The organism is Erythrobacter sp. HA7-11, assembly GCF_055693605.1.
Genome location: NZ_JBVFUF010000002.1, coordinates 753,994 through 776,450, shown reverse-complemented (window position 1 = coordinate 776,450; position 22,457 = coordinate 753,994). Strand labels below are relative to the sequence as shown.

The window sequence follows — 22,457 nt, the reverse complement described above, 5'->3', positions numbered from 1 at the left end:
TTCGTCACTGATTCTGCTCAGGCGCCAATTCGGGTAGATCAATCAGGTCCGGCGCATCGATTTCAGCCAGCGCCTCGACCTCTGGATCGGACTCCAAGGGCTCGGGCAAAGCCAGTTCAAACTCTTCGAGTTGAAGGTCAATCGCATCTTGGGAGGCGCTGATTGGTGCCTCTTGTGCAATCTCCCCTTCCGTGGGCTGCGCAGGGGCGCCTTGAACGGCCCAACTTTCCGGATCTTCGACCGCGCTGTCTGGGATCAGGTCATCAAGGTCCAGAGATCGCTCTGGTACCGAAGGAACTTCAGCTTCTGCTGGATCAGGATCGGATAGCTCTGCTTGCTCGACTGGCTGCGCGGGATCCGAACCTTGGTCTTGCGCATGAAGCGGGGCAGCAAAAGCCGCGCTGCTAGCTGCGACGCTCAGCCAGAAAGTGCGCAAGGAATTTTGGCTAGTCCGCCGGGAGCTTGACGGGCTGACCATCTTTCCCGCTCGCGGCAGGCATAGCAGCGGATTGGCTACGCGGTGCGGTTGCCGCTGCGATGAGAGCGTTTTGCTCTTCGTCTGGCATACGTTGCCAGCCATCTCGGGTAAGGCGTTCAAGTGGTCGATAACGCACCTTGTATTGCATCCTCGGGGAGCCTGCCACCCAGTAGCCGAGGTAAACATATGGCAACCCTTCGTACCGCAGCCCGTTGAATATGATCGAGAATTATATAATTCCCCAAACCCGCGCGCGTTCCATGATCCGGGTCATAAAAACTGTAGATCATCGAAAGGCCATCGCCCTGACGATCGGTCAAACAAGCGCCAATTAGCTTCCCCGGCTCGCCATCGACGCTAGGCTCGCGATACTCCACAAGATAGCTGGTAACCGGCGTATGCTCGACCATGTCGGCATAATCGAGTTCATCCATTGCCGCCATGCCGCCATCGGGGTGACGCGCGTTGAGATATTTGGTGAGCAGTTCGAATTGCTCGTCAGTTGCCCACGGGCGGCACTCGGTAACCACGACATCCTTGTTGCGCTTAAGCAAGCGCTTTTGTGTGCTGGATGGCTTGAATTCATTGGCGACGACGCGGACTGAAACACAGGCTTGGCAATCATGGCAGCTTGGCCGGTAAGCGACCGTCTGGCTGCGGCGAAAACCGATCCGCCCAAGCGCCTCATTCAGCTGATCCGCATGACCGCCCTTTAGCTCCGTGAAGACTTTACGCTCGCTTTTGCCCGGAAGATATGGGCATGGAGCAGGACTTGTCACGAAAAACCGGGGGAAGCGTATCGGAGCCGTCACGGGTTTGCCTTGTTACCTTTCACTAAAAGGAATCAGCGAGGGCGCTGCGTTAAGGCAATCTTATGCCTGCTTGGTAGGACGAGTAAAAGACTCTTAACCATGAAACAGAGTGAACAAAGCCTTACTATGCACATCTCGGCGCATACGTAGAGTATCAATGCACGGAGCGGAATTCCAGTTCCGACCAAACTGGATTAAATCTCGCTGCCACGCAGGCTCGTTAGAGCAATCCGGAAATTTGCCCTTCAATGAGAGACTTAGGCCAGTTCAGCGACGGAAATCGTATAGCCAGCATCTCGCAAAGCTTCGACCAAAGCGTTCAATTGGTCGGCATCGCGCGCCTCGCATTCAATGTCCGTTATGAGGCCTTTCGCGGGCAGCGTCGTGAAGATACGCTGATGGTAGATCTCGATAATGTTAACGTTATGCGCGTCAAACAGGCGCATCACTTTGAACAAAGCGCCAGGGCGGTCTTGCAGGGTTACTCGCAGTCTTGCGAGCCTGCCCTGCCGAGCCAAGTCACGCAGCAGAACATTGGCGAGCAGACGCGTGTCAATGTTGCCGCCGCACAGCACCAGACCGACTGATTTGCCGGCAAAACGTTCAGGGTTCTGCAAGACAGCAGCAAGGCCAGCAGAGCCAGCACCCTCAACTACCGTTTTTTCAATCTGGAGCAGCAGCGACACCGCTTTTTCGAGCGCGGGCTCGTCCACCAACAGAATGTCATTGACCCGCTCAGCGATCACTTTGCTGGTAAACTCGCCGGGCAGCTTCACCGCGATTCCCTCGGCCAAGGTGTCGCCGCCGCAAACCCGGTCTTCGCCCTTGATCCGCGCATACATGCTAGGGAACAGGCTCGCTTGCACCCCGACCATTTCGATCTGAGGATTGATCGCGTTCGCCACAGTCGCCATGCCCGAAATCAAGCCGCCACCGCCGATTGGCGTGACCAGGCAATCGAAGTCAGCCTTTTGCGCGAGCATTTCGAGCGCAACCGTGCCCTGTCCGGCTGCGACATGCGGATCATCAAACGGGTGGACAAAGGTCAGCCCCATTTCCGCTTCGAGCTTGCGCGCATGAGCATTCGCATCATCGAAGGTTTCGCCTTCGAGCACGACGTTGCCGCCGACGCTTTCGGTTTGCATCACCTTCACCGTCGGTGTGGTGCGCGGCATCACGATGGTCACCGGCACGCCAAGACGAGTGCCGTGATATGAGAGGCCTTGTGAATGATTGCCAGCCGAGGCTGCAATCACACCGCGCTGGCGCTGTTCGTCGCTGAGCTGGAGCAGAGCATTGAGCGCCCCGCGTTCTTTATAGGCAGCTGTGAACTGCAAGTTTTCGAACTTCAGCCAGATTTCCGCGCCGGTAATCTCTGACAAGGTTATCGAGTGCATCATCGGCGTCTTGACCACAGCACCTTCAATCCGCGCGGCTGCTGCCCGCACATCGTCAATAGTAAGGTCGGCAGCGCCTTTTGAAGCGTTGGGGACAGGCTGTGGTGATGCGGATTCAACGGTCATAACGCAGGTGCGGTTACGGCTTTGCGCTGATTAGGGCAATGAACTTAGCTTGAGAGCAGACGAATTCACTGGCTTGGCGGGGCGAATAATAGCCATTAGGGCTTTGACCCATGAGCAATTCCAAATCTGTCGCCTTTATCGGCCTTGGCGTCATGGGCGGACCGATAGCCGGGCATCTGGCCCGAGCAGGACATATAGTCACAGCCTTTAATCGCTCAGCAAAACGCGCCCAGAAATGGCGCGACACTTGGGCGAATGAAGCCTTGGACGTCAATTTTGCCGCGACCCCCGCTGACGCCGCCGAAGATGCGGAGATAGTCTTCATCTGCGTTGGCAATGATGAAGACCTGGCAAGCGTTACAATGGCCGAAAATGGCGTACTTTCTGCGATGCGATCCGGCACTCTGCTCGTCGATCACACAACTGTATCGGCGAAGATGGCACGCGAATTAGCCTCAAAGGCTGCTGAAAGCCAGATTGAATTTGTCGATGCACCCGTGTCTGGGGGGCAAGCTGGCGCGGAAAACGGGCAACTGGCAATTATGTGTGGCGGCAGCGAAGAAGCACTCGCTCGAGCAGCTCCGGTAATGGATTGCTATGCCAAATCGATTGTGCGTGTCGGCGATGTCGGAGCAGGACAAACAGCTAAAATGGTCAACCAGATGTGCATCGCTGGCGTTCTCGCCGGTCTGTCAGAAGGCATCCGCTTAGCTGACGCGGCGGGGCTCGACATGGACAAGACCTACCAGGCGATCTCAGGCGGCGCAGCGCAAAGCTGGCAGATGGACAATCGCTGGGCAACGATGGCCGCGGACAGTTTCGACTTCGGCTTCGCGATCGACTGGATGCGCAAGGACTTGGGGTATGCGCTCGAAGAGACGAAGCGCCTCGGCCTGTCTTCGCCAGTGAGCGCGCTGGTCGATCAATTCTACGCCGATGTGCAAAATCAGGGCGGAGGGCGGCTTGATACGAGCGCGCTCATCACCCGCCTGCCGCAAAGCAAACAGGGTTAGGGACTTTGAGATGATCCGCAAACTTGCCACTCTTTGCGCGGGTGCCGCGCTGTCCGCCGCAGTCGCTTCACCCGCTCATGCCGACACTCTGGTCTACAATGTTGATGGCATCACCATCGGAGAGAGCGGCGACGTCGAACGCTTCGTCGGCCTAGTTTTCAACGACGATGGCGTTATTACCGATATCGTCGAGCGCGGCGAAGATCGCCCCAGTGATGTCGAGTTTGCGATTGACGGCGAGGGACGCGTGATGCTGCCTGGAATGATCGATGCGCATGTCCATGTCATGGGCATCGGATTCGGCGCACTCACGCTGGATCTGTCAGAAACCACCTCGCTCGAAGACGCTCTTGCCAAGATTGCCGAGTTCGCCGCCGAGAACCCTGGCCGTCCCTGGATCCTAGGTCGCGGCTGGAACCAGGAAAAGTGGGGGCTTGGACGCTTCCCAACCGCTGAGGAATTGGATGCAGTCGTGTCAGACCGTCCGGTTTGGCTACAGCGCGTTGATGGCCATGCTAGCTGGGCCAACACAAAGGCGATGGAAACCGCCGGTGTCACCGCCGCATCGACCGATCCGTCAGGCGGACGGATCATCCGCAAGCCCGGTAGCCGTGAACCGCAAGGCGTATTTGTTGACGCTGCAGAGGAGTATATCAATAAAGTTGTGCCCGCCCCGCGCCCGGAAGATAGCGATCTCGCGCTGCGCAAAGCCCAAGAGATTCTCTTCGCCAATGGCATCACAGCCGTTGCCGATATGGGCACGAAGATCGAGCATTGGCACACTTTCCGTCGGGCTGGTGACAATGGCACGCTCAAGCTGCGCATTATGTCGTACGCCGATAGCGTGCAGACCATGGAGCTGATCGGCGGTCCGGGGCCGACCCCTTGGCTGTACGATGACAGATTGCGAATGGGCGGGGTCAAACTGTATCTCGACGGGGCGCTCGGTTCGCGTGGGGCGACCCTGAAGGAGCCCTACTCTGACGAACCCGGGACAACCGGACTGCCGCTACTGTCGCAGGCTCAGCTCCGCAACCTTATGAGCAGGGCTGCGCTCGACAATTTCCAGCCAGCGGTGCACGCAATCGGTGATGCAGCCAATGCGGATGTGCTGGCCGCGATCGCTGAACTCAATGAGAGCTACACGGGTGATCGACGCTGGCGTATTGAGCACGCCCAAATTGCTGATCCGGCAGACCTGCCCATATTCGGGCAATACGGGATTGTTTCTTCAATGCAGCCTCTCCACCAAACGTCCGACCGAACGATGGCAGAGGCCCGGCTGGGTCCGAACCGATTGGGTGGTGCCTACGCTTGGCGCAGCATTTTAAATGTCGGTGGAAAGCTCGCCTTCGGATCCGATGCGCCGGTTGAACCCGCAAACGCATTCGCTGGCTTCGCCGTTGCGATCAGCCGGACTGATGCGGATGGCGAGCCATTCGGTGGCTGGAGGGCACAAGAGACCGTCAGCCGTGAACAAGCTCTCAAAGCTTTTACAGCGGATGCTGCTTTCGCAGGCTTTGCCGACGTACCGGTTTGGCCGATTGGTCAAGGGGAGCGCGCCGACTTTATTTTTGTCGATCGCGATCCGCTAATCGCTTCACCTGCGGACATTCGTACAACCGAAATTGTCGGAGTTTGGATTGGCGGCGAACGGGTCACCGCACCCTAGGTTCTTGTGAACTACTTCGCCTTGCGAACGGATCGTCATGAATTATTAACCCTATAGACCACATAGGCGTGGCGCCTTCGAATCCGAAGGTTGTTGGGCCTAACCACGCGAAAGGTTCGAATCGGTTTTTGTTTATCTGCTCGGACGAGTCTTGATTGCGCGGTTGCAACAAAACTAGTTTGTGCAGTGCGTCATAAATGCACCATTTCGGCGGCCAAATTGGTAGGGGCCTGATATAAAAGCTTTATTAGGACAAAATTGGTTTCAGTCTGAATGAAAAAGAGGGTTGTCACTTCACGGTCTGTGCCCTAGTTAACCAACAGATATCGAAGAAATAAAATTCATTAGGAGATTATCGATGAAATTCCGTACGCTTGCCGCTGCTACCGCAGCTGTTTCGCTCGCAGCAACCCCGGCTATCGCAGAAGCCGCATTTGACCGTTCGATTGCACCGGTCGAAGGCGAAAGCGAACTTGAGGGCAACTCGGGCATCATCATTGCACTTCTGGCTGCTGCTGCTGTTATCGGTGGCATCGTCATCGCTGCAGACGGTGATGACGACGATCCCGCCAGCGCCTAAGCGTTAGCGACACATCGATACAATTACGGGGCCCTTATGGGCCCCGTTTTTTGTGTGCACTGTATTTGAAGGATGAGCTTCGGTTCTCGAAGACGGTAGTCGCCACTTGCCGCGCTAATCGGTAAGGTCAGTGCTCTTTTCGAGAGCTACTCCAGTGTTTTCGAGAGGTTCTGGCTCAGCTTTATCTGATGCTGGATTGCTCCGGTTCATCCGCTCTTGCAGTCTCATGAGGACCAACGATCCTTCAAACAGGAGCAAAAGCGGCACAGCCAGAATGATCTGCGACCCCGGGTCTGGCGGCGTTACGATTGCGGCCAGTGCCACAACTCCAACGATCACATAGCGCCTTGCCGCCACAAATTGCTCTCGCGAAACGATCCCCGCGCGATTGAGCAGCAAAAGCAAGACTGGCAGCAGAAACGTAACACCAAACGCCAGAATAAATTGCATGACGAGGCCGAGATAATTGCCAGTCCCAGGAAGAGCTTCGATGTCCAGACCGCCCACCTGCCCCTCGAATCCTAGGAACCATTTGAATGCGGTTGGCATTACGACGTAATATGCAAGCGCTGCGCCGGCTGTAAAAAGCAGCGGTGTTGCGACCAGAAACGGCAGAAAAGCCTTTTTTTCCTTCGCGTACAGACCTGGCGCTACAAACGCCCAGAGCTGGTTCGCGATCACCGGAAACGAAATGAAGAAACCTGCGAACAGCGCGACCTTTAATTCGACAAAGAACGCTTCATATAACTGAGTGTAGATCAGCTTGCCTTGTCCTTCAGGGAACGCGGCGGTCAGTGGCTTCACGAGAAAGCCGAAAATATCGTCGGCGAAATAGAGACAGATCGAAAAAGCGATGCCGAGCGCAATCACGCATTTGACCAGGCGACCGCGCAATTCAATCAGATGATCGAGCAAAGGCGCCTGCGTTTCGTCAATGTCCTTTATACCCAGCGCCATGTCAGTTCTGCTCATCGCCTTCTAGCGGTTGCACAGCTGGCCTGGACTGGCCGTCTGATCCCAATGGCAGCTCAGGCTCGCTCGACTTGGCTATCGGTGACTTCGTCTCTTCGCTCGACGCTTCACTAGGCGGCGTCATGGTGCGCGGCTTTGAAAGCGGCGGGCCAGTCATCGCCGGTTCGCCAGCGCTCTCAGCGGCAACGCCAGAGCTGCGCTTCATGATCGCCTCATTCTGCTCCTGCCACTTCTTTTCCATGTCTTCGAGCTCGGCTTCGCGCACCATCGCATCGAGCCCAGTGCGGAAGTGCGCGGAAACCTTACGCACTTTACCGATCCAGCGCCCCGCAGTGCGCATCGCCAAAGGCAAGTCTTTGGGGCCAATCACGATCACCGCGACAATCACGATGACCAGCAGTTCAGCAGCACCTAGATCGAACATGGTCGGGTCCGGCGCGTGGCCGCTCTCCGTCTAGAGGTCAGTTTGCAGCGTCTTTTTGATCTGACGCTTTGTTCTCATCAGCAGGCTTAGCCTCGGCGGTCGGGCCTTCGATCTGTTCAGCCGGCTTGGTTGAGCTGGCATCAACATCTTCGTTCATGCCTTTCTTAAAGCTCGAAATACCTTTGCCGAAATCCCCCATCATTTCCGAAATGCGCCCGCGCCCAAACAGCACGAGAACGACGATGGCAACAATGGCAATCTGCCAGACACTAAAACCCATAGGGCGATAACTTCCTCTGCTTATCCTGCACTCAATATAGGCGCGATGCGGGCCGCGCGCCAGTCACTAGCGGCAAATTGATCTGAGCGCGCTATTCCGCTTGGCCAGCAGATGGCGAGCTTCCGGGCATAGCGCCAAACTCTCCAGGCGAAACCACGCCTGCTTCGGCCTCGTCCATCTCTGCCGCCTCTGCGCCTTCAACGGGATCATCCTGCTCTTCGTCGCCGGTTTCAGGATTCATCGCCTCTTCCAGCGCATGATCGACCGGATCAAGCAGACCTGCAGCCTTTAACTCGTCAATACCAGGCAGATCTCGCCGTGAACCAAGACCAAAGTGATCAAGGAATTCAGGCGTAGTGGCATAGATGACCGGACGTCCGGGAACTTCGCGCCTGCCAGCAAGCTTGATCCAGCCCGCCTCCATCAGCACGTCTAGCGTCCCCTTCGCGGTCTGCACGCCTCGGATCGATTCGATATCAGCGCGGCTCACAGGCTCATGATAGGCAATAATCGCCAACACTTCAGTCGCTGCGCGGCTCAAACGCCGAACTTGCTCACGCTCGCGGCGAAGCAAATGCGCGAGATCAGGCGCTGTCTCAAAATGCCAGCGCTTGCCGCGCTCGACCAGATGAACGCCCCGCTTGGCGTAATCCTCAGCCAGTTGGGCTAGACCATCGCGAACCTCGGAATTGCTGAGCCCGCCCAGATGCGTACCCAGCGCCTCAACGCTCAGCGGTTCTTCGGAGGCAAACAGGGTCGCCTCCAATCCGCGCACCACGTCATTTTGCTGTTCCGCGCTCATGCGCTGACCGCTTTCTCGCGCAGACGGCGGACGCGGAGCGCGCCATAGGCCTCTTCTTGCGACAATTCAGCCCGGCCTAGACGAGCCAATTCCAGTGCCGCAACAAAGCTCGAGGCGAGCGCGGATCTGCGCAGTTCCGGCTCCGCATGAGGCGGCAGAAAATCGCGAATTTCCATCCAGTCGAGCGTTACGCCCAGCATGGACGACACCCGCTCCAACGCGCTGTCGAGCGTCATTACCGGACGGTCGGAGACGTGATAGATGCGCGGCGCCGTGCGCGCTTTCACCTGTCCATATGCCTGGATCAGAGAATAGGCGTCGCTTCTCCATTTGGTCTTGCGATCGATCCGCAGCCCTTCAGGAACACCTCGAAGGAAGATATCGCGCCCGATCCGGTCGCGAGCCATAAGCCGCGCCGCAGCCTCACGCATCGCGCCTAGTCGCTGGAGCCGCAATTGCAGACGCAGTGCGAGCTCTTCAGGACTAGGGTCTTCCTGCTCATCTTTAGGCAGCAACAGCGCAGACTTCAGATAGGCCAGCCACGCCGCCATCACCAAATAGTCTGCCGCCAGCTCCAGCCGCAGTGCCTCGGCCTGCTCAATATAGGTCAGATATTGATCGACCAACGCAAGGATCGAAATCTGCCGCAAATCAACCTTTTGACGCCGGGCAAGGTCGAGCAGTAGATCGAGCGGCCCTTCCCACCCATCAAGCTCCAGATAAAGCGCCTTTTCACGCTCAGTCTTCTCCGCCGGATCCACTGCCGGAACGCCCCATTCCGCTTCACCCTCGGCGTTGAGCGCGCCCGGCTCCTGATTGTCTGGAGTACCATCCGGCAGCATAAATCCATCCGTGTTCATGCCGCCTCCCCGACGAGGCCTAGCAAGGCATCGCGTTTCGCGAGCAGGTTACTCGCTTCGCCTAGATTATCGCGGATTTCAGTGGGTTCAAGCGCGCGATCGAGCCGCACTCTCGTCTCATCGGACATGCTGGGCAGCGCTTCGCAAATGCCCTTCATATCGTCCATCTTCGCCCAGCAATTGAGGACAACATCGCATCCAGCAGCATAGGCCTTGGCCGAGCGCTCGGGGATTGTGCCACCGAGCGCCTCCATGTCGATATCATCGGTCAGCAAGAGTCCATCAAACCCGATTTTGCCTCGGATAATGTCGCGAATGATCGTAGGGGATTGGGTCGCCGGGTTTTCCGTGTCCCATACCGGAAACAGCAAATGCGCGGTCATCCCTATGGACGCCGAATTAAGCGCGCGGAATGGCGCTATATCAGCCTCCAGCTCGTCCTCACTCGCATCGACGCAGGGCATCTCCTTGTGCGAATCAACTAGCGCACGGCCATGACCCGGCATGTGCTTGATGCAGCCAGCTACATTGCCAGCGGCCAGCCCGTCCAGCGTCGCACGTACCGATTGCGGCGACTTGCATCGGGTCGCTTCCGAACGATCGGTCACCAATGGCATCGGTTGTCCCCGGCTGCCTCACGTCGAGCGGCGGGTGATAGGTCACATTTATGCCCATTGCCGACAGTTCGAGCGCCATTGCATGGGCGTTGGCGCGCGCAGCCTCAATCGCGCTCGTTGGCGCAATTTGATATAGCTCGTCGAACTTCTCTCCAGAAGGATAGCCGGCCCAATGTGGCGGGCGCAGGCGGGCAACACGCCCCCTTCCTGATCGATAGAGATAAGCAGCTTGTTGCGACCGTGAATGCTGCGCAATTCATCAGTGAGCACGCGCAATTGTTCGGCATTGTCGCAATTACGGCCAAACAGGATGTAGCCAGCCGGGTCCGCATCCTTGAAAAAGGCGCGTTCGTCATCGGTCAATTCAAGACCGGACATGCCAAAAATCGCCGGTGTCATAGGTGAAGCCTCGCAGGCGCTCGCCTCTCAGGCAAGCGTAGAAACCCTGAGCAATGGGGAAAACCCGACTATCGGAACCTTCAACGCTTTACCTGGCAAGCGACGCCATCGGCTTTAAGGTCGCTGCAAAGCTTTTGTGCAGCGGCAAGATCGCTGGCCACAGCCTGCAAACGGTAGACAGTGCCGATGTCAGCCTGGCCCTTTTGCACACGATGCCTCACGCCATTGAGCACACTGGTTTGGCGGGTCAGAGTGGCCCAACCAGCTTCTGCCTTGGCGCGGCTGCCATACGCGCCAACCTGAACACCTATGCCATCGCTGGCAGCAGGCTTCTCATCGGTGGTCCGGGTCGCGATTGATGGGCCAGAACTAGCTTCGCCTGCACCTGATGAGCCCACATTTGCATTCGCAGCTGTTCCAGCGCTCTCGCCGCCATCAGCAACCACGCTTTCGCGGGTTTCACCCTCACCGACCGCAGGTGCAACATTGCCCGTACCGGCGAATTCCTTTCCGCCGGGGTCATCGGGGCGCTCTTTGTAGGGGCCATCGGGGGCGGGTATTGTGCTACCATCAGCGACCAACTCGGGATCACCGGCGCGGTTTGAAAAGAACCAGACGGAACCCAAAATCGCTGCTGCCAGGACAAGCAGGATGGCCGCGAAGCCGATTATTCGCGCAGTATCAACGCCGCCTGCTCCGTCGTCCTCCTCATCGGACTCAAGCCAAGGCAGGCTTTCATCATCTGCCAGATCCAGCTCTACAGCATCATCCGTGTGTTCGTCCCCAGACATAGTCATCAGGGCCCCTTCCCCTGTGCGCGCCCAAACGCGCCTTACATCGATTCCACGGCTTCAACGCCAAGCACGCCGAGCCCATTGCGAATTACTTGCCCGATTGCGTCGGCAAGGAAAAGCCTTGCGCCCGTCAAACCCGCATCCTGTTCCACGATGAAGCGTTTTTGCGGCGAGTCGTTGCCCAAATTCCAGAAAGCGTGAAGCTCGGACGCTAGATCATAGAGATAGAATGCAATCCGGTGCGGTTCGCGCGCCTTGGCCGCAGCCTCGATTTCGCGAGGAAATTGCGCCGCACGCTTGATGAGCGCCAGTTCTTCCTCACCCAATTGCGCGAGATTGTCAGCCGATGGTGCCATCCCCGCCTCAGCCGCCTTGCGCAAGGTCGAGCGGATTCTAGCATGCGCATATTGCACATAAAACACAGGATTGTCCTTCGACGCTTCGACTACTTTGGCGAAGTCGAACTCCATTTGCGCTTCGGGCTTTCGGGTCAGCATGGTGAAACGCACAACATCCTTGCCGACTTCTTCGACCATGTCGGCGATGGTGATGAAATTGCCCGAACGCTTGGACATTTTGACAGGCTCACCCGCTCTCATCAGCTGCACCATCTGGACGAGCTTCACATCAAACGGCGTGGGCTTACCCTTGCCTTCAGACAGCGCAGCAACCGCCGCCTTGATCCGCTTGACAGTACCGGCGTGATCCGCGCCCCAGATGTCGATCAACGCATCGGCGCTTTCCGCCTTTTGCATGTGATAGGCGAGGTCGGCGCCGAAATATGTCCACGCGCCGTTTGATTTTTTGATCGGGCGGTCCTGATCATCACCAAACTGCGTCGAACGGAATAGCGGCAGCTCGACCGGCTCCCAGTCTTCTGGTGGCGCTTTGCCTTTGGGTGCCTCGAGCACGCCGTCATAGACAAAACCATGTTCGCGCAGCCATTTTTCAGCAGCCTCTGGTTTGCCGGCAGCTTGGAGTTCAGCCTCAGAGGCGAAAACATCGTGATGGATGCCCAGCAACGCGAGGTCCGATTTGATGATGTCCATCATTTTGTCGACCGCTTGCGCGCGAAACGCCGGAAGCCATTCTGCCTCATCTGCGGATTTGAATTGGTCACCAAATTGCTCGACGAGTGCCGCGCCCACCGGTTTCAGATAGTCGCCGGGATAGAGGCCCTCTGGGATTTCACCAATTTCCTGACCTAGCGCTTCGAGATAGCGCAAATGCGCAGACCGGGCGAGTACATCGACCTGACCGCCCGCGTCATTGATGTAGTATTCACGCGTCACATCATGCCCGGCAAACTCGAGCAGGCTCGCGAGTGCATCGCCTACAACCGCGCCGCGGCAATGGCCCATATGCATCGGGCCGGTCGGGTTGGCCGAGACATATTCCACGTTCACGCTCGTGCCAGAGCCAGCATTCGAGCGGTACCGTAATCTGACGCCATGGCGGCAATGCCACGCAATTCTTCGATCCAGGCAGCAGGATCAAGGCGCAGATTGATAAACCCCGGTCCGGCTATCTCCGCACTGGTGATTGCCGGATCGGCTTCAAGCTTTTCAGCGATCTGTTCAGCCAGCATGCGAGGATTGGTTTTGGCCTGCTTGGCCAGCACCATTGCCGCGTTTGTTGCTAGGTCACCATGCGATGGATCGCGAGGCGGCTCCAATGTCACATTTGCGAAATTCGCGTCATCGGGCAGCACGCCCTCGGACTGAAGCGCTTCCAATACAGCGTGCGTTTTGCCTGCATAAGCAGCGTAAAGGGTTGTCGTATTCATTGGTCGCTGGAGCTACCCTAATTTTTCGCTCGCGCAAGAGGCTGTCAGCGCTCAGCCACGGTCGCGCAGCAACCGCAAGGCCGACCGGCCGCCCCCAGCGACGCGACCCTGGCCCTCAAATAGCGAAGCGATAGGGCCAAAAAAAGTCGCGTGAGCAAGGATATCGCGCGCCCGGATGGGCGTGCGGAAAACTAACGCGTTACGTTGTAGGCAAGCTGGTCTTCAGTCAGCTGGAAACCGATCAGCATTTCAAAGCTCGTGCGCTGGATCGCTGCGCGAACTTCTGGCGCGGAAAGCGGATCAAGCGCAGCATCGACATCGCCCGCTCGTCGCTTGCGAGTGATACGCTCTTGAATGTCAGCCGGCAAAGTCGCGTCAGCGCGATTGATGAACGAGCCTGCAGTCCCGCTCGCTTGCGCGCGCTCCTGACCATCGGCAAAATTCAACGTCACCTGACCCAGCCGCTTCGTCACAACCGCGCTACCGCCCCGCAGAACGGTCACAAAATAGGGCAGAGTGACTGTCCGTGCGCCGCGTGTATCCGTGCGGCGAGCAAGAACATCAAAAGTCGCACCGCTGTAAACGCGCTCGCCGCTTTCATCGCAGGTCGAGCGCAGATTGGTGATCGTTGCGGTCATGTCGAGATTGGCGACAGTCGGCGCGCCTGCCGTGCGGAATGCCGTGACGTCCCCGGTGTAATTGGGGATGCCTACTGCGGGGCAAGAGGTAAGAACCGCTGTGATACCAACGCCCTGATCAACCACCAGTTCACCTTCACGGGCGCACCCTGCAAGAGCGGCAACCAAAGCAAGAGCAGGCAATATCGGCTTGCGAAAGGTCATGAAAAATCTCGTCCTCGATAAATCCCTTGGCGGACGCTCGATGGCTTCAACATCATGCCTCCTGCCGTTGTGCAACACGCCCTAGCGGCACGCATCATAAAGCGCTAGTGGGTGCGGTATGAACGCTCCCTTTCCAAACTCAGGCCCATCCGGCTCTCGCGAACCTGCTGGCAAGCCCCCGCTCAATCTATTGATCGCCGCCCCGCGCGGCTTTTGTGCCGGTGTCGATCGGGCCATCGAGATCGTCGAGAAAGCGATCGAGCGATATGGCGCACCGGTCTATGTCCGCCATGAAATCGTCCACAACAAATATGTAGTGAACTCATTGAAAGCCCAAGGCGCCATTTTCGTCGAGGAATTGGACGAAGTGCCCGATGATGCACCTGTGGTGTTCAGCGCGCACGGCGTGCCCAAAACGGTTCCAGCCGAGGCCGAGCGGCGCAACATGATCTATGTCGACGCGACGTGCCCGCTGGTTTCGAAAGTGCACCGCCAAGCCGAAAGGCAGATCGAAAAGAACCGCCACATCATATTTGTGGGGCATGAAGGGCATCCCGAAGTCATCGGGACTATGGGACAGGTCGAGCCAGGCCAGATGACCCTGGTCGAAGATCTTGAAGATGTCGACAAGCTGCCATTCGACAGCGATGAAGAGCTGGCCTACCTCACCCAGACCACTCTCTCGGTGGATGATACGGCAGAGGTCATCGCAGCGCTCGAATGGCGCTATCCCAACATTCACGGGCCCAAGGCAGAAGACATTTGCTACGCGACGTCCAATCGCCAGACTGCAGTAAAGGATCTCGCGCCAGCCTGTGATCTCGTGCTGGTGATTGGAGCGCCAAACTCGTCCAATTCTTTGCGGCTGGTTGAGGTCTCCGAGCGCTTGGGAACACCGGCCAAACTGATCCAGCGCGCCTCCGAGATCGATCCCGAATGGCTCGAAGGCATTGAAACGATGGGTATCACCGCAGGCGCCTCGGCTCCGGAAATTCTGGTGCGCGAGGTCGTCGATGCGCTTTCACAGCTTCGCGATGTTCAGGAAACGACGATCACAGCAGCTGAAGAGAAAATGGTATTCAAGCTGCCGCGCCAATTGACCGAGTAAGCCAGCGGGGGCGCGAGCAATGGCGGTCTACACCCATTTAGGGACAGAAGAACTGGCGGCGTTGATCGCGCAATATGATGTTGGCGATCTGGTGTCCGCAAAAGGGATTGCCGAGGGTGTATCCAATTCAAACTGGCTGATTGAAACCACCAAAGCGCGTTTCATCCTGACCATGTATGAACGGCGAATCGAGCTTGATGATCTGCCCTATTTTCTCGGTCTTCTCGACCATTTGGCAGCGCGCCAATGCCCAGTTCCTCGCACGATCCATGATCGCCATGGCGCTGCCTTCCGGATGATTGATGGCAAAGCAGTAGCTCTGATCGAGTTCTTGCCAGGCGTTTCGCCGACCCGGCCCAACCGCGATCAGGCCTACTCGGTTGGTGCAGCGCTGGCTCAGATGCATTTGGCTTCGCAAGATTTCGAGCTCAAGCGCGCAAATACGATGAGTTTTGCCGATAATCTGGCGACGCTCGAAGCATACAAAGAGGGTCTGGCGGCTATCGATCCTGATCTTCCGGCAGTGCTCGAACCGGCCCGCGTCGCCGCTGCACTCGATCAATCAGCGCTCCCGGTTTCCAACATCCACGCAGACCTGTTCCCTGACAACGTGCTGATGCTGGGCGACGCTGTGTCTGGCATGATCGATTTTTATTTTGCTTGCACCGGCACAATGGCGCTCGATCTCTCCACCACCCACGCGGCATGGAGCTTCAGCTCTGATGGCTCAGTTTTCGATACTGCTGTGGGCAAAGGGATAATCGAGGGGTACGAATCGGTGCGCTCACTTGGATCTGACGAACGAGCGCTGTTACCGGAGATCGCCAAAGGCGCTTGCCTGCGCTTCGTTGCGAGCCGCGCGGAAGACTGGCTCAACACTCCGGATGACGCGTTAGTCACACGCAAGGACCCAATGCAATTCGTCTCACGGTGGCACTTTTACGATGAAGCGGGTGCCAGTGCCTTCGCATAAGTCTATTCACGTAAATTAACTTTTCAGGCATTGATAGTGGAAATGAAACAGGTCCAAATCTTCACTGATGGCGCGTGCAAAGGCAATCCTGGCCCCGGCGGCTGGGGAGCATTGCTGCGAATGGGAAGGCACGAAAAGGAACTTTCCGGTCGCGAGCGCGACACCACCAACAACCGGATGGAATTGATGGCCGCAATCAAGGGGCTATCTGCTCTGATCGAGCCATGCTCCGTCGACCTTTATTCAGACAGCAAATATGTTCTAGACGGGATGACCAAATGGGTTGAAGGCTGGCAGCGGCGCGGTTGGATCAACGCGAGCAAGAAGCCAGTGCGCAACGCGGATCTGTGGCATGAGCTGATCGAAGTTGCGGCAAAGCATCAGGTCGAATGGCATTGGGTTAAGGGCCACAACGGTCACCCAGAGAATGAACGGGTCGACAAGCTCGCCAGCGATGAAGCCGATCGCGCCGCGTTGGAGGAACCGAGCGAGAATGAGGACGCCTAGATTTAGCTAGGCCACAAAAAACGGGCGCAGCCACTCGGGCCCGCCCGTTCTATCTGATTCGATCAAGCCGCAGCGCGGCGTGAGCAAATCTGATCAGCTGTTGTCTTCGATCGGAGCCTTCGGGCCGTTCTTCTGGATCGAAGCGATCGCGTTCTTCGCGCTAGATTTGCTCGAATAACCTTCGGTAGAGAACATGATTTCCGAGTTGAATTTGAACCGGACGCGGAACTCGCCCTTCTTGTCTTTGTAGATTTCAAATTTGTGAGACATGCTTTTCCCTCCGGTTGTTAAACTTTTGTGTTGGATACCTTACAGATCAATTTCGCCTTGGCTAGGCGCAAGCTGTAACAAAGCGTTGCGGGGTATAGCGAGTGCGTGAAAGCGACGCTGTCATCCCATCTACGTCGAGGCCAAGCGCGATTTGCGCACCAAAGCGCGCCGCAGCTGGCGCGGTCTGAATACCGAACCCACCCTGCCCGGCGAACCAGAAAAATCCTTCGGTCTGCGGATCAAAGCCGTAGATCGGCAAGCGGTCGGGCGCAAAACTGCGCAGGCCTGCCCAACGATGCTCGACATGCTCCATTGGCCAGTCGGTCACATTTTGAAAACGGTCGATTGCGAGCGCGACGTCCAATTCTTCCGGCGCTGCGTCGCATGGGTCGCTGGGGATTTCGTCATGCGGGCTGAGCCACAGACGGCCATTATCTGACTTGAAATAGAACCCGCCATTGATGTCGAGAACCAAAGGCAAATCATCAGGGGCGGCAGGTGACACCCGCAATTGCGCTACCGTTCTGCGATGCGGCTGGATGCCCAAAGGCGACGCGCCGACAAGCTCGGCCAAACTGTCGGCCCAAGCACCGGCAGCGTTGACAAGCGTCGACGCCTGGACTGTGCCACCGCCTTGCGTCGAGAGCGTCCAAACGCCGTCATTCCGGTCTGCCGCGACCAATCTGGCGCGGCATCGGAGTACGCCCCCTGCCCGCTTCAGGTCTCTCAAGTAATGTTGATGCAAACCTGCGACATCAATATCCGCGCATGCCGGTTCCCAGATCGCATCGCACCAGTCTTCGCGCAGAGCGGGCACTTTTTCTGAGAGTTCTACGCGACCGAGCCGTTCAATCGTGACACCTAAGCCGTCGAAAGTTTCGACGAAACTGTCCATTGCGGCGCGGTCTTGCTCGCGCCCGACATACAGCGCGCCGCGTGGCCTTAGGAAGCCGCCATCACGCAAGTAGTCTCCCGACGCGAGCGTCAGCGGAACCACTCCCGGCCCGCCGTAACACTCCTCCCAAAACGCCGCCGAGCGACCGGTCGAATGATATCCCGGGGCGTCTTCTGCTTCGAGTACGACCACACTGGCGTAGGGCGCAATTTCAGCGGCGATGCTCGCGCCCGCCATACCTGCTCCGATGACGGCAAAATCGTAAACTTGCTCTGTCATCACGCGTCGATTTTTGGAACTACCCGGTCGAGGAATCCGGCAATCGAGACCATCGCCTTGTCTCGCACGGCATCGACCTCGCGCAGGATCTCGTGCCGCGCTTCGGAGCCGAACTCGACCAATTCGCCCTTGGGCAAACGCTCTGCCGCGCGCACGCACGCATCGTGGCTCACCAATCTGTCTTCGCGGGTTGAAATGATCTGCACCGGGACGCTGACGGCTTCCATTGCGCCCGGCGCTTCCAGAACGCGGGTAGAGGCATAGGCACGTTCGACCCAGCCCCAACTTCCCGGCCCCATGACGAGTTCGGGGCGGTGCTCGCGCCACCACAGCTCATCCTCATAACGGTCATCATCATGGGTCAGCAGTTCTCTGCGGCGCGCTGGCATCTCGCCTGGCTTTTCGCTCCACTTCCATGCTGGCCGAGCTTCGTCGCCGATTCCGCGCATCAGTTTCGCCGCACCGTGCAGGATTGCCAGCGGCAGGGGCGGACCAGCCATACCGAGCATAGGCGCGCTCAGAACAACCGCGTCTGGATCAACGCGGGCTTCAATCAAGGCACGCATCACTAGGTGACCGCCCATCGAATGCGCGGAGAGCACATGCGGCCCGGGAGTTTGTGATTTCCACTCGGCCCAAAATGCCGCCAGATCAGCAATCCAAGTCGAAAAGTCATCGATATGGCCGGTCACCGGATCATTGCCTAGCCGCCCTGATCCTGCCTGCCCGCGCCAATCTGCCGCCGTTACGCGCCAGCCAGCGCGATGCCATTCATCCAGGCTTTCGAGATATTTTTCGTAATTGTCACCGCGGCCCGGCAAAAACAGAATCGACCCGCGCGCATTATCGCCGGCAGACCAGTCAATGCGTCGCAATTCGTGCCCGTCAGCTGCACGCCAAGTGCTCTCGCGCGCTGCAGCAGGAATGGATCGCCGGTCCATCGCGTCATCAACCATAGTGCCGCGCCCGCTCACCGCATCTTACCGTCACTAATTCTAACCCTTCGATGTTGGTTACTATTTGGTAAGCCATGTTCTGTAGCAACACCCTTCAAGGAACCGCCGGACAAACCGGCAGGGGACTTTTGGGGGCAAAATGCTTAGTCAATATCTTCACTACGGATTGCTCATTGCCTTGGCAATTGCGCTGGTGTTTGCCTCATACACAGACATCAAGCGGCGTCAGATCAGCAACAAGCTCAATCTCGCCATTGTCCTTGGCGCACCGATTTTCTGGTGGGCCAGCGGCATTTCATTGCTGCCTGAGGGCCCGACGATTTTCGATCCGACCAGCGTTGCATTCCAAATAGTCATCGCTCTGGCCGTATTTATCGTGAGCGCCGGCTTGTTCGCAATCAAGATGATGGGCGGCGGTGACGTAAAACTGCTGACCGCACTCGCGCTTTGGATCGAACCGAGCGCTTTCCTTCAATTGTTGATCATCATGGCCCTGTTCGGCGGCCTGCTGACGATCGTGATGGCTGGCTGGCATTTCATCCGCCGCCAGAAAGAACGTCTCGCCATTCCTTATGGAGTCGCCATCGCATTCGGCGGCCTCTGGGTGCTCACTACAACCTATTTCTCCAGCCCTGCTGTCGCGGCGAGTCTGGGATGAACCTGATTTTAACCAATCCGCGCTTATCAAGCGCAACCATACCTGCCCGCAAACTGAATCGGGCCACTTAAAGGGGGCTATTGAGCCATGGACAAGAAGAAGCTTGTTTTGCTGCTTGGGGCGCTGATCATTGCGGTCGGCACGGCTTTTGCTGCACGAAGCATGTTCGCAGGGGCAGCTGCCCCAGAAGCCGAAGCGGCGCCTGAGCCGGTCGGTCCAAAAGTTCTGGTTGCACAGCGCGGTCTGTCAACTGGCACCATCATCACAGCTGATGCACTTCGCTATCAGCAGTGGCCGGAAGAGCTGGTGCAAGACGCCTACTTCCTTGATGGCGAATCCGATGTGGCTCAATTGATCGGCACTGTTGTGCGTCACCCGATCACCGCTGGTGAACCGGTGACCCAAGGTTCGCTGGTCAAGCCAGGCGATCGCGGCTTTCTGGCTGCGGCTCTAGGCCCAGGTATGCGCGCTGTCACTGTCCCAGTGTCCGCACGCACCGGCGTTGCAGGCTTTGTTTTCCCAGGCGACCGTGTTGACCTGGTATTGACCCAGACTGTTGGCAGCGGCGGCGACGGCCAAGGCACGCTCAAGGCGGCTGAAACTGTGCTCCGCAACTTGCGCGTTCTGGCAACCGACCAACGCACCGGCACATCACGTTCGGAAGATGGAAGCAGGACTGTCGTTAAGTCATTCCGCACAGTCACTCTCGAAGTGACGCCGAAGATCGCAGAGAAGGTTGCTGTTGCGCAAACGCTTGGCACATTGAGCCTCGTGCTGCGCTCGATTGCTGACAATCAAGCTGAACTTGAGCGCGCAATCGCATCGGGTGATGTCAACATTCCTGACGGCGTTTCGCCGGAAGAAGAAGAAGAGATTCTCCGCGCTGCAATGAACAAGCCGATTGACAAAGGCACGACCTATTCAACCGGCGGTGACGTCTCACGCTTTGAGCGCAAGACCGTTCCGCCAACCAAAGCTGAGCGCGCTGCTGCCAACAAAAAAACGGCACCTGCATTGGGCGTCCCGTCCACTCAAGGCGGCGCACCACGCGGACCAGCGGTTCGCGTCACCCGCGGCAAGAGCACGACTGAAGTTCCAGTCGGCGGCGTTCGCGGTGCAGCAACGAACTTTAACTCATCCAATGCCAGCAATGTGCGTGAAGCGGGTCAAACCGTTCCAAGCGCTGGCGCTGTGCTGATCCGCTGAGGGGACTGAAAATGTCACATCAGACCACGAATCTGCCCAATATCGGGGCAACCGCACCAGCGGAAACAGGGAAATCATTGAGGGGCCCTAAAATGAAACGCAAAGCTACCGCCAAGATGCTGCTGGCCAGCATTGCCGCACTGCCGCTTGTTGCAGCGCCGGCAAACATGGCCATCGCTCAGCAATCGCAGAGCCCGAACCAGGACGTCGTTCTGTCCATCGGCAAGGGTGAGCTTATCACCGTGCCGGGCAACATGGCTGATGTGTTCATCGCCAACGATTCGATCGCTGATGTGCAGGTCAAATCACAGCGTCAGCTTTATGTATTCGGCAAAGCCGGTGGTGAGACCACCATCTATGCCAGCAACGCATCGGGCAATGTGATCTGGTCGGCCAACATTCGCGTTGGGTCGAATATCGGCAGTATCGACCAGATGCTCGCCCTAGCGATGCCAGAAGCAAAAATCGGCGTTGCGACCATGGGTACCAACACGGTTCTGCTTACCGGCACCGTCAAAGCTCCAGAAGATGCCGCCGAAGCAGAACGACTGGTTCAGGCATTTGTTGGCGATAACGCTAACGTGATCAGCCGCCTGAAAACGGCGACACCATTGCAGGTCAACCTGAAAGTTACCTTTGCCGAAGTCAGCCGCTCGCTCACCCGGGATATTAGCGGCAACCTGTCGACTTTCGACTTTGCCACCGGTGGTTTCCGCGGTGCCGTCGGCACAGGCCGCACGCTCGGAACCGGCGACTTCCGTCTAGATGGCCCAATTGCTGTCGGTAACGGCGTCCAGAACCCTGGCTTGATCGTTCCGGTCTTGGATGCAGCCGGGAACCCGGTGCTCAACGCCAATGGAACAATCGTGACCCAGACCATTAACGGTCCAGGCGTCAACACCAATGGCGGTACGACGATCGGCGGTTTGGGACGCTTGTTCGGCCTCGATGCCTTGGGCGCCCTCGACCTTGCGGAGCAGGTCGGACTGGTAACCACTCTTTCCGAGCCAAATCTGACTGCACTTTCAGGTGAAACGGCAACCTTCCTTGCCGGCGGCGAATTCCCGATCCCGGTCAGCGAAGGTCTGGGTTCGGTATCGATCCAGTATCGTAACTTTGGTGTTAGCTTGTCTTACACGCCAACCGTTCTGGCCAATGGTCGGATCTCGATGCGCGTCCGCCCGGAGATCTCGGAGCTGTCGACCCAAGGCGCGGTCTCGCTCAACGGTTTTCAGGTCCCATCGCTGACAGTGCGTCGCACCGAGACAACGGTCGAGCTTGGCTCCGGCCAAAGCTTCATGATCGCGGGTCTGATGAGCAACAACTCACAGAATCTCATCGACAAGGCACCTGGCCTTGGTGATGTTCCGATCCTCGGCAATCTGTTCCGCTCGCGTTCGTTCCGTAAGGGCGAAACGGAGCTGGTCATCATCGTCACGCCATATCTGGTGAAGCCGGTGAACGCGAACCAGATCAAGCTACCAACTGATGGCTTTAACGCTGCCAGCGAAGTGCAGCAGTTGATCGGATATCAAGACAATGCCGGCAAGAGCGGCGAGGCCCGTCCCGGTCCTACCGCCACTGGCGATGACGCTCCGCCACCGAGTGTGAGCGCAACTGATCCAGCCGCAATCGTTCCCGGTTCGAACCGTGACGATGAACGCCGCGCCAAGAAAAAGAGCCGGAAGAAAGACCGTCAGGCAGATGCCGCGGCTCCTGGCTTCAGCCTCTAAGAAACGAGAAAGGTAACA

At 57.7% G+C, this 22,457-nt stretch carries 21 protein-coding genes and 3 pseudogenes; 9 read left to right on the top strand and 15 right to left on the bottom strand.

The window, feature by feature from the left end:
* Positions 1–4: 4 nt before the first annotated feature.
* From ACZ1GU_RS04020 to ACZ1GU_RS04010, 3 genes and pseudogenes are all read right to left on the bottom strand, one after another.
* Positions 5–436, bottom strand: coding sequence for a hypothetical protein (locus tag ACZ1GU_RS04020; protein WP_472646802.1), 432 nt, complete (start codon positions 434–436; stop codon positions 5–7).
* Between the two features lie 10 nt (positions 437–446).
* A pseudogene (locus ACZ1GU_RS04015) lies at positions 447–1,290 on the bottom strand (arginyltransferase).
* A 257-nt stretch (positions 1,291–1,547) separates the two neighbouring features.
* Entirely contained in the window at positions 1,548–2,813 is a 1,266-nt protein-coding gene (locus ACZ1GU_RS04010; RefSeq protein ID WP_472646801.1) for a threonine ammonia-lyase, read from the bottom strand.
* A gap of 110 nt (positions 2,814–2,923) precedes the next feature.
* On the opposite strand from ACZ1GU_RS04010, the gene ACZ1GU_RS04005 reads away from it, so the two are divergent.
* The 3 genes from ACZ1GU_RS04005 to ACZ1GU_RS03995 all read left to right on the top strand — a co-directional run bounded on the left by ACZ1GU_RS04005 (position 2,924) and on the right by ACZ1GU_RS03995 (position 6,078).
* Complete coding sequence (locus ACZ1GU_RS04005) at positions 2,924–3,826, top strand: NAD(P)-dependent oxidoreductase (protein WP_472646800.1); 903 nt, start codon at positions 2,924–2,926, stop codon at positions 3,824–3,826.
* A 10-nt stretch (positions 3,827–3,836) separates the two neighbouring features.
* Positions 3,837–5,498 carry an amidohydrolase gene (locus ACZ1GU_RS04000; RefSeq protein ID WP_472646799.1) on the top strand — a complete coding sequence of 554 codons (1,662 nt, stop codon included), beginning with the start codon at positions 3,837–3,839 and terminating at the stop codon, positions 5,496–5,498.
* A gap of 358 nt (positions 5,499–5,856) precedes the next feature.
* Complete coding sequence (locus ACZ1GU_RS03995) at positions 5,857–6,078, top strand: hypothetical protein (RefSeq protein WP_472646798.1); 222 nt, start codon at positions 5,857–5,859, stop codon at positions 6,076–6,078.
* Between the two features lie 114 nt (positions 6,079–6,192).
* Here ACZ1GU_RS03995 and tatC read toward each other — a convergent pair whose 3' ends face one another.
* The 9 genes and pseudogenes from tatC to ACZ1GU_RS03950 form a co-directional block, all read right to left on the bottom strand.
* Complete coding sequence (gene tatC / locus ACZ1GU_RS03990) at positions 6,193–7,035, bottom strand: twin-arginine translocase subunit TatC (protein ID WP_472648708.1); 843 nt, start codon at positions 7,033–7,035, stop codon at positions 6,193–6,195.
* Position 7,036: 1 nt separating this feature from the next.
* Entirely contained in the window at positions 7,037–7,474 is a 438-nt protein-coding gene (gene tatB / locus ACZ1GU_RS03985; protein ID WP_472646797.1) for a Sec-independent protein translocase protein TatB, read from the bottom strand.
* Between the two features lie 37 nt (positions 7,475–7,511).
* Entirely contained in the window at positions 7,512–7,754 is a 243-nt protein-coding gene (tatA, locus tag ACZ1GU_RS03980) for a twin-arginine translocase TatA/TatE family subunit (RefSeq protein ID WP_472646796.1), read from the bottom strand.
* Between the two features lie 91 nt (positions 7,755–7,845).
* Entirely contained in the window at positions 7,846–8,556 is a 711-nt protein-coding gene (gene scpB, locus ACZ1GU_RS03975) for an SMC-Scp complex subunit ScpB (protein ID WP_472646795.1), read from the bottom strand.
* Positions 8,553–9,416 carry a segregation and condensation protein A gene (locus ACZ1GU_RS03970; RefSeq protein ID WP_472646794.1) on the bottom strand — a complete coding sequence of 288 codons (864 nt, stop codon included), beginning with the start codon at positions 9,414–9,416 and terminating at the stop codon, positions 8,553–8,555. The genes scpB and ACZ1GU_RS03970 overlap by 4 nt, the downstream gene beginning before the upstream one ends.
* Positions 9,413–10,432: pseudogene (gene nagZ / locus ACZ1GU_RS03965) on the bottom strand (beta-N-acetylhexosaminidase). The gene ACZ1GU_RS03970 and the pseudogene nagZ overlap by 4 nt, the downstream one beginning before the upstream one ends.
* 80 nt (positions 10,433–10,512) lie before the next feature.
* On the bottom strand, positions 10,513–11,229 hold the full coding sequence (locus tag ACZ1GU_RS03960) for an SPOR domain-containing protein (RefSeq protein ID WP_472646793.1): 717 nt from the start codon (positions 11,227–11,229) through the stop codon (positions 10,513–10,515).
* Between the two features lie 35 nt (positions 11,230–11,264).
* Positions 11,265–13,012: pseudogene (gene argS, locus ACZ1GU_RS03955) on the bottom strand (arginine--tRNA ligase).
* Positions 13,013–13,203: 191 nt separating this feature from the next.
* Positions 13,204–13,854 (bottom strand): hypothetical protein, encoded by a 651-nt coding sequence (locus ACZ1GU_RS03950; RefSeq protein ID WP_472646792.1) that lies wholly within the window; start codon positions 13,852–13,854, stop codon positions 13,204–13,206.
* A gap of 118 nt (positions 13,855–13,972) precedes the next feature.
* Here ACZ1GU_RS03950 and ispH point away from each other — a divergent pair, with 118 nt between their 5' ends.
* Genes ispH through rnhA form a run of 3 tightly spaced genes read left to right on the top strand, consistent with a single transcriptional unit; the run spans position 13,973 to position 16,442 of the window.
* Complete coding sequence (gene ispH / locus ACZ1GU_RS03945; protein WP_472646791.1) at positions 13,973–14,962, top strand: 4-hydroxy-3-methylbut-2-enyl diphosphate reductase; 990 nt, start codon at positions 13,973–13,975, stop codon at positions 14,960–14,962.
* 19 nt (positions 14,963–14,981) lie between these two features.
* Positions 14,982–15,935 carry a homoserine kinase gene (locus tag ACZ1GU_RS03940; RefSeq protein ID WP_472646790.1) on the top strand — a complete coding sequence of 318 codons (954 nt, stop codon included), beginning with the start codon at positions 14,982–14,984 and terminating at the stop codon, positions 15,933–15,935.
* 42 nt (positions 15,936–15,977) lie between these two features.
* Positions 15,978–16,442 carry a ribonuclease HI gene (gene rnhA, locus ACZ1GU_RS03935; protein ID WP_472646789.1) on the top strand — a complete coding sequence of 155 codons (465 nt, stop codon included), beginning with the start codon at positions 15,978–15,980 and terminating at the stop codon, positions 16,440–16,442.
* A gap of 93 nt (positions 16,443–16,535) precedes the next feature.
* Here the strand turns inward: rnhA and ACZ1GU_RS03930 are convergent, their stop codons facing one another.
* The 3 genes from ACZ1GU_RS03930 to ACZ1GU_RS03920 form a co-directional block, all read right to left on the bottom strand.
* On the bottom strand, positions 16,536–16,712 hold the full coding sequence (locus tag ACZ1GU_RS03930; protein ID WP_472646788.1) for a YegP family protein: 177 nt from the start codon (positions 16,710–16,712) through the stop codon (positions 16,536–16,538).
* A 61-nt stretch (positions 16,713–16,773) separates the two neighbouring features.
* Positions 16,774–17,886 carry an NAD(P)/FAD-dependent oxidoreductase gene (locus ACZ1GU_RS03925; protein ID WP_472646787.1) on the bottom strand — a complete coding sequence of 371 codons (1,113 nt, stop codon included), beginning with the start codon at positions 17,884–17,886 and terminating at the stop codon, positions 16,774–16,776.
* Positions 17,886–18,842 carry an alpha/beta fold hydrolase gene (locus ACZ1GU_RS03920; protein WP_472648706.1) on the bottom strand — a complete coding sequence of 319 codons (957 nt, stop codon included), beginning with the start codon at positions 18,840–18,842 and terminating at the stop codon, positions 17,886–17,888. The genes ACZ1GU_RS03925 and ACZ1GU_RS03920 overlap by 1 nt, the downstream gene beginning before the upstream one ends.
* A 139-nt stretch (positions 18,843–18,981) precedes the next feature.
* Here ACZ1GU_RS03920 and ACZ1GU_RS03915 point away from each other — a divergent pair, with 139 nt between their 5' ends.
* From ACZ1GU_RS03915 to ACZ1GU_RS03905, 3 genes are all read left to right on the top strand, one after another.
* A complete protein-coding gene (locus tag ACZ1GU_RS03915) occupies positions 18,982–19,500 on the top strand; it encodes an A24 family peptidase (protein ID WP_472646786.1) in 519 nt (172 codons plus the stop codon).
* A gap of 87 nt (positions 19,501–19,587) precedes the next feature.
* Complete coding sequence (cpaB, locus tag ACZ1GU_RS03910) at positions 19,588–20,706, top strand: Flp pilus assembly protein CpaB (protein WP_472646785.1); 1,119 nt, start codon at positions 19,588–19,590, stop codon at positions 20,704–20,706.
* Positions 20,707–20,798: 92 nt separating this feature from the next.
* Positions 20,799–22,439 (top strand): type II and III secretion system protein family protein, encoded by a 1,641-nt coding sequence (locus tag ACZ1GU_RS03905; protein WP_472646784.1) that lies wholly within the window; start codon positions 20,799–20,801, stop codon positions 22,437–22,439.
* The last annotated feature ends 18 nt before the right edge of the window (positions 22,440–22,457 follow it).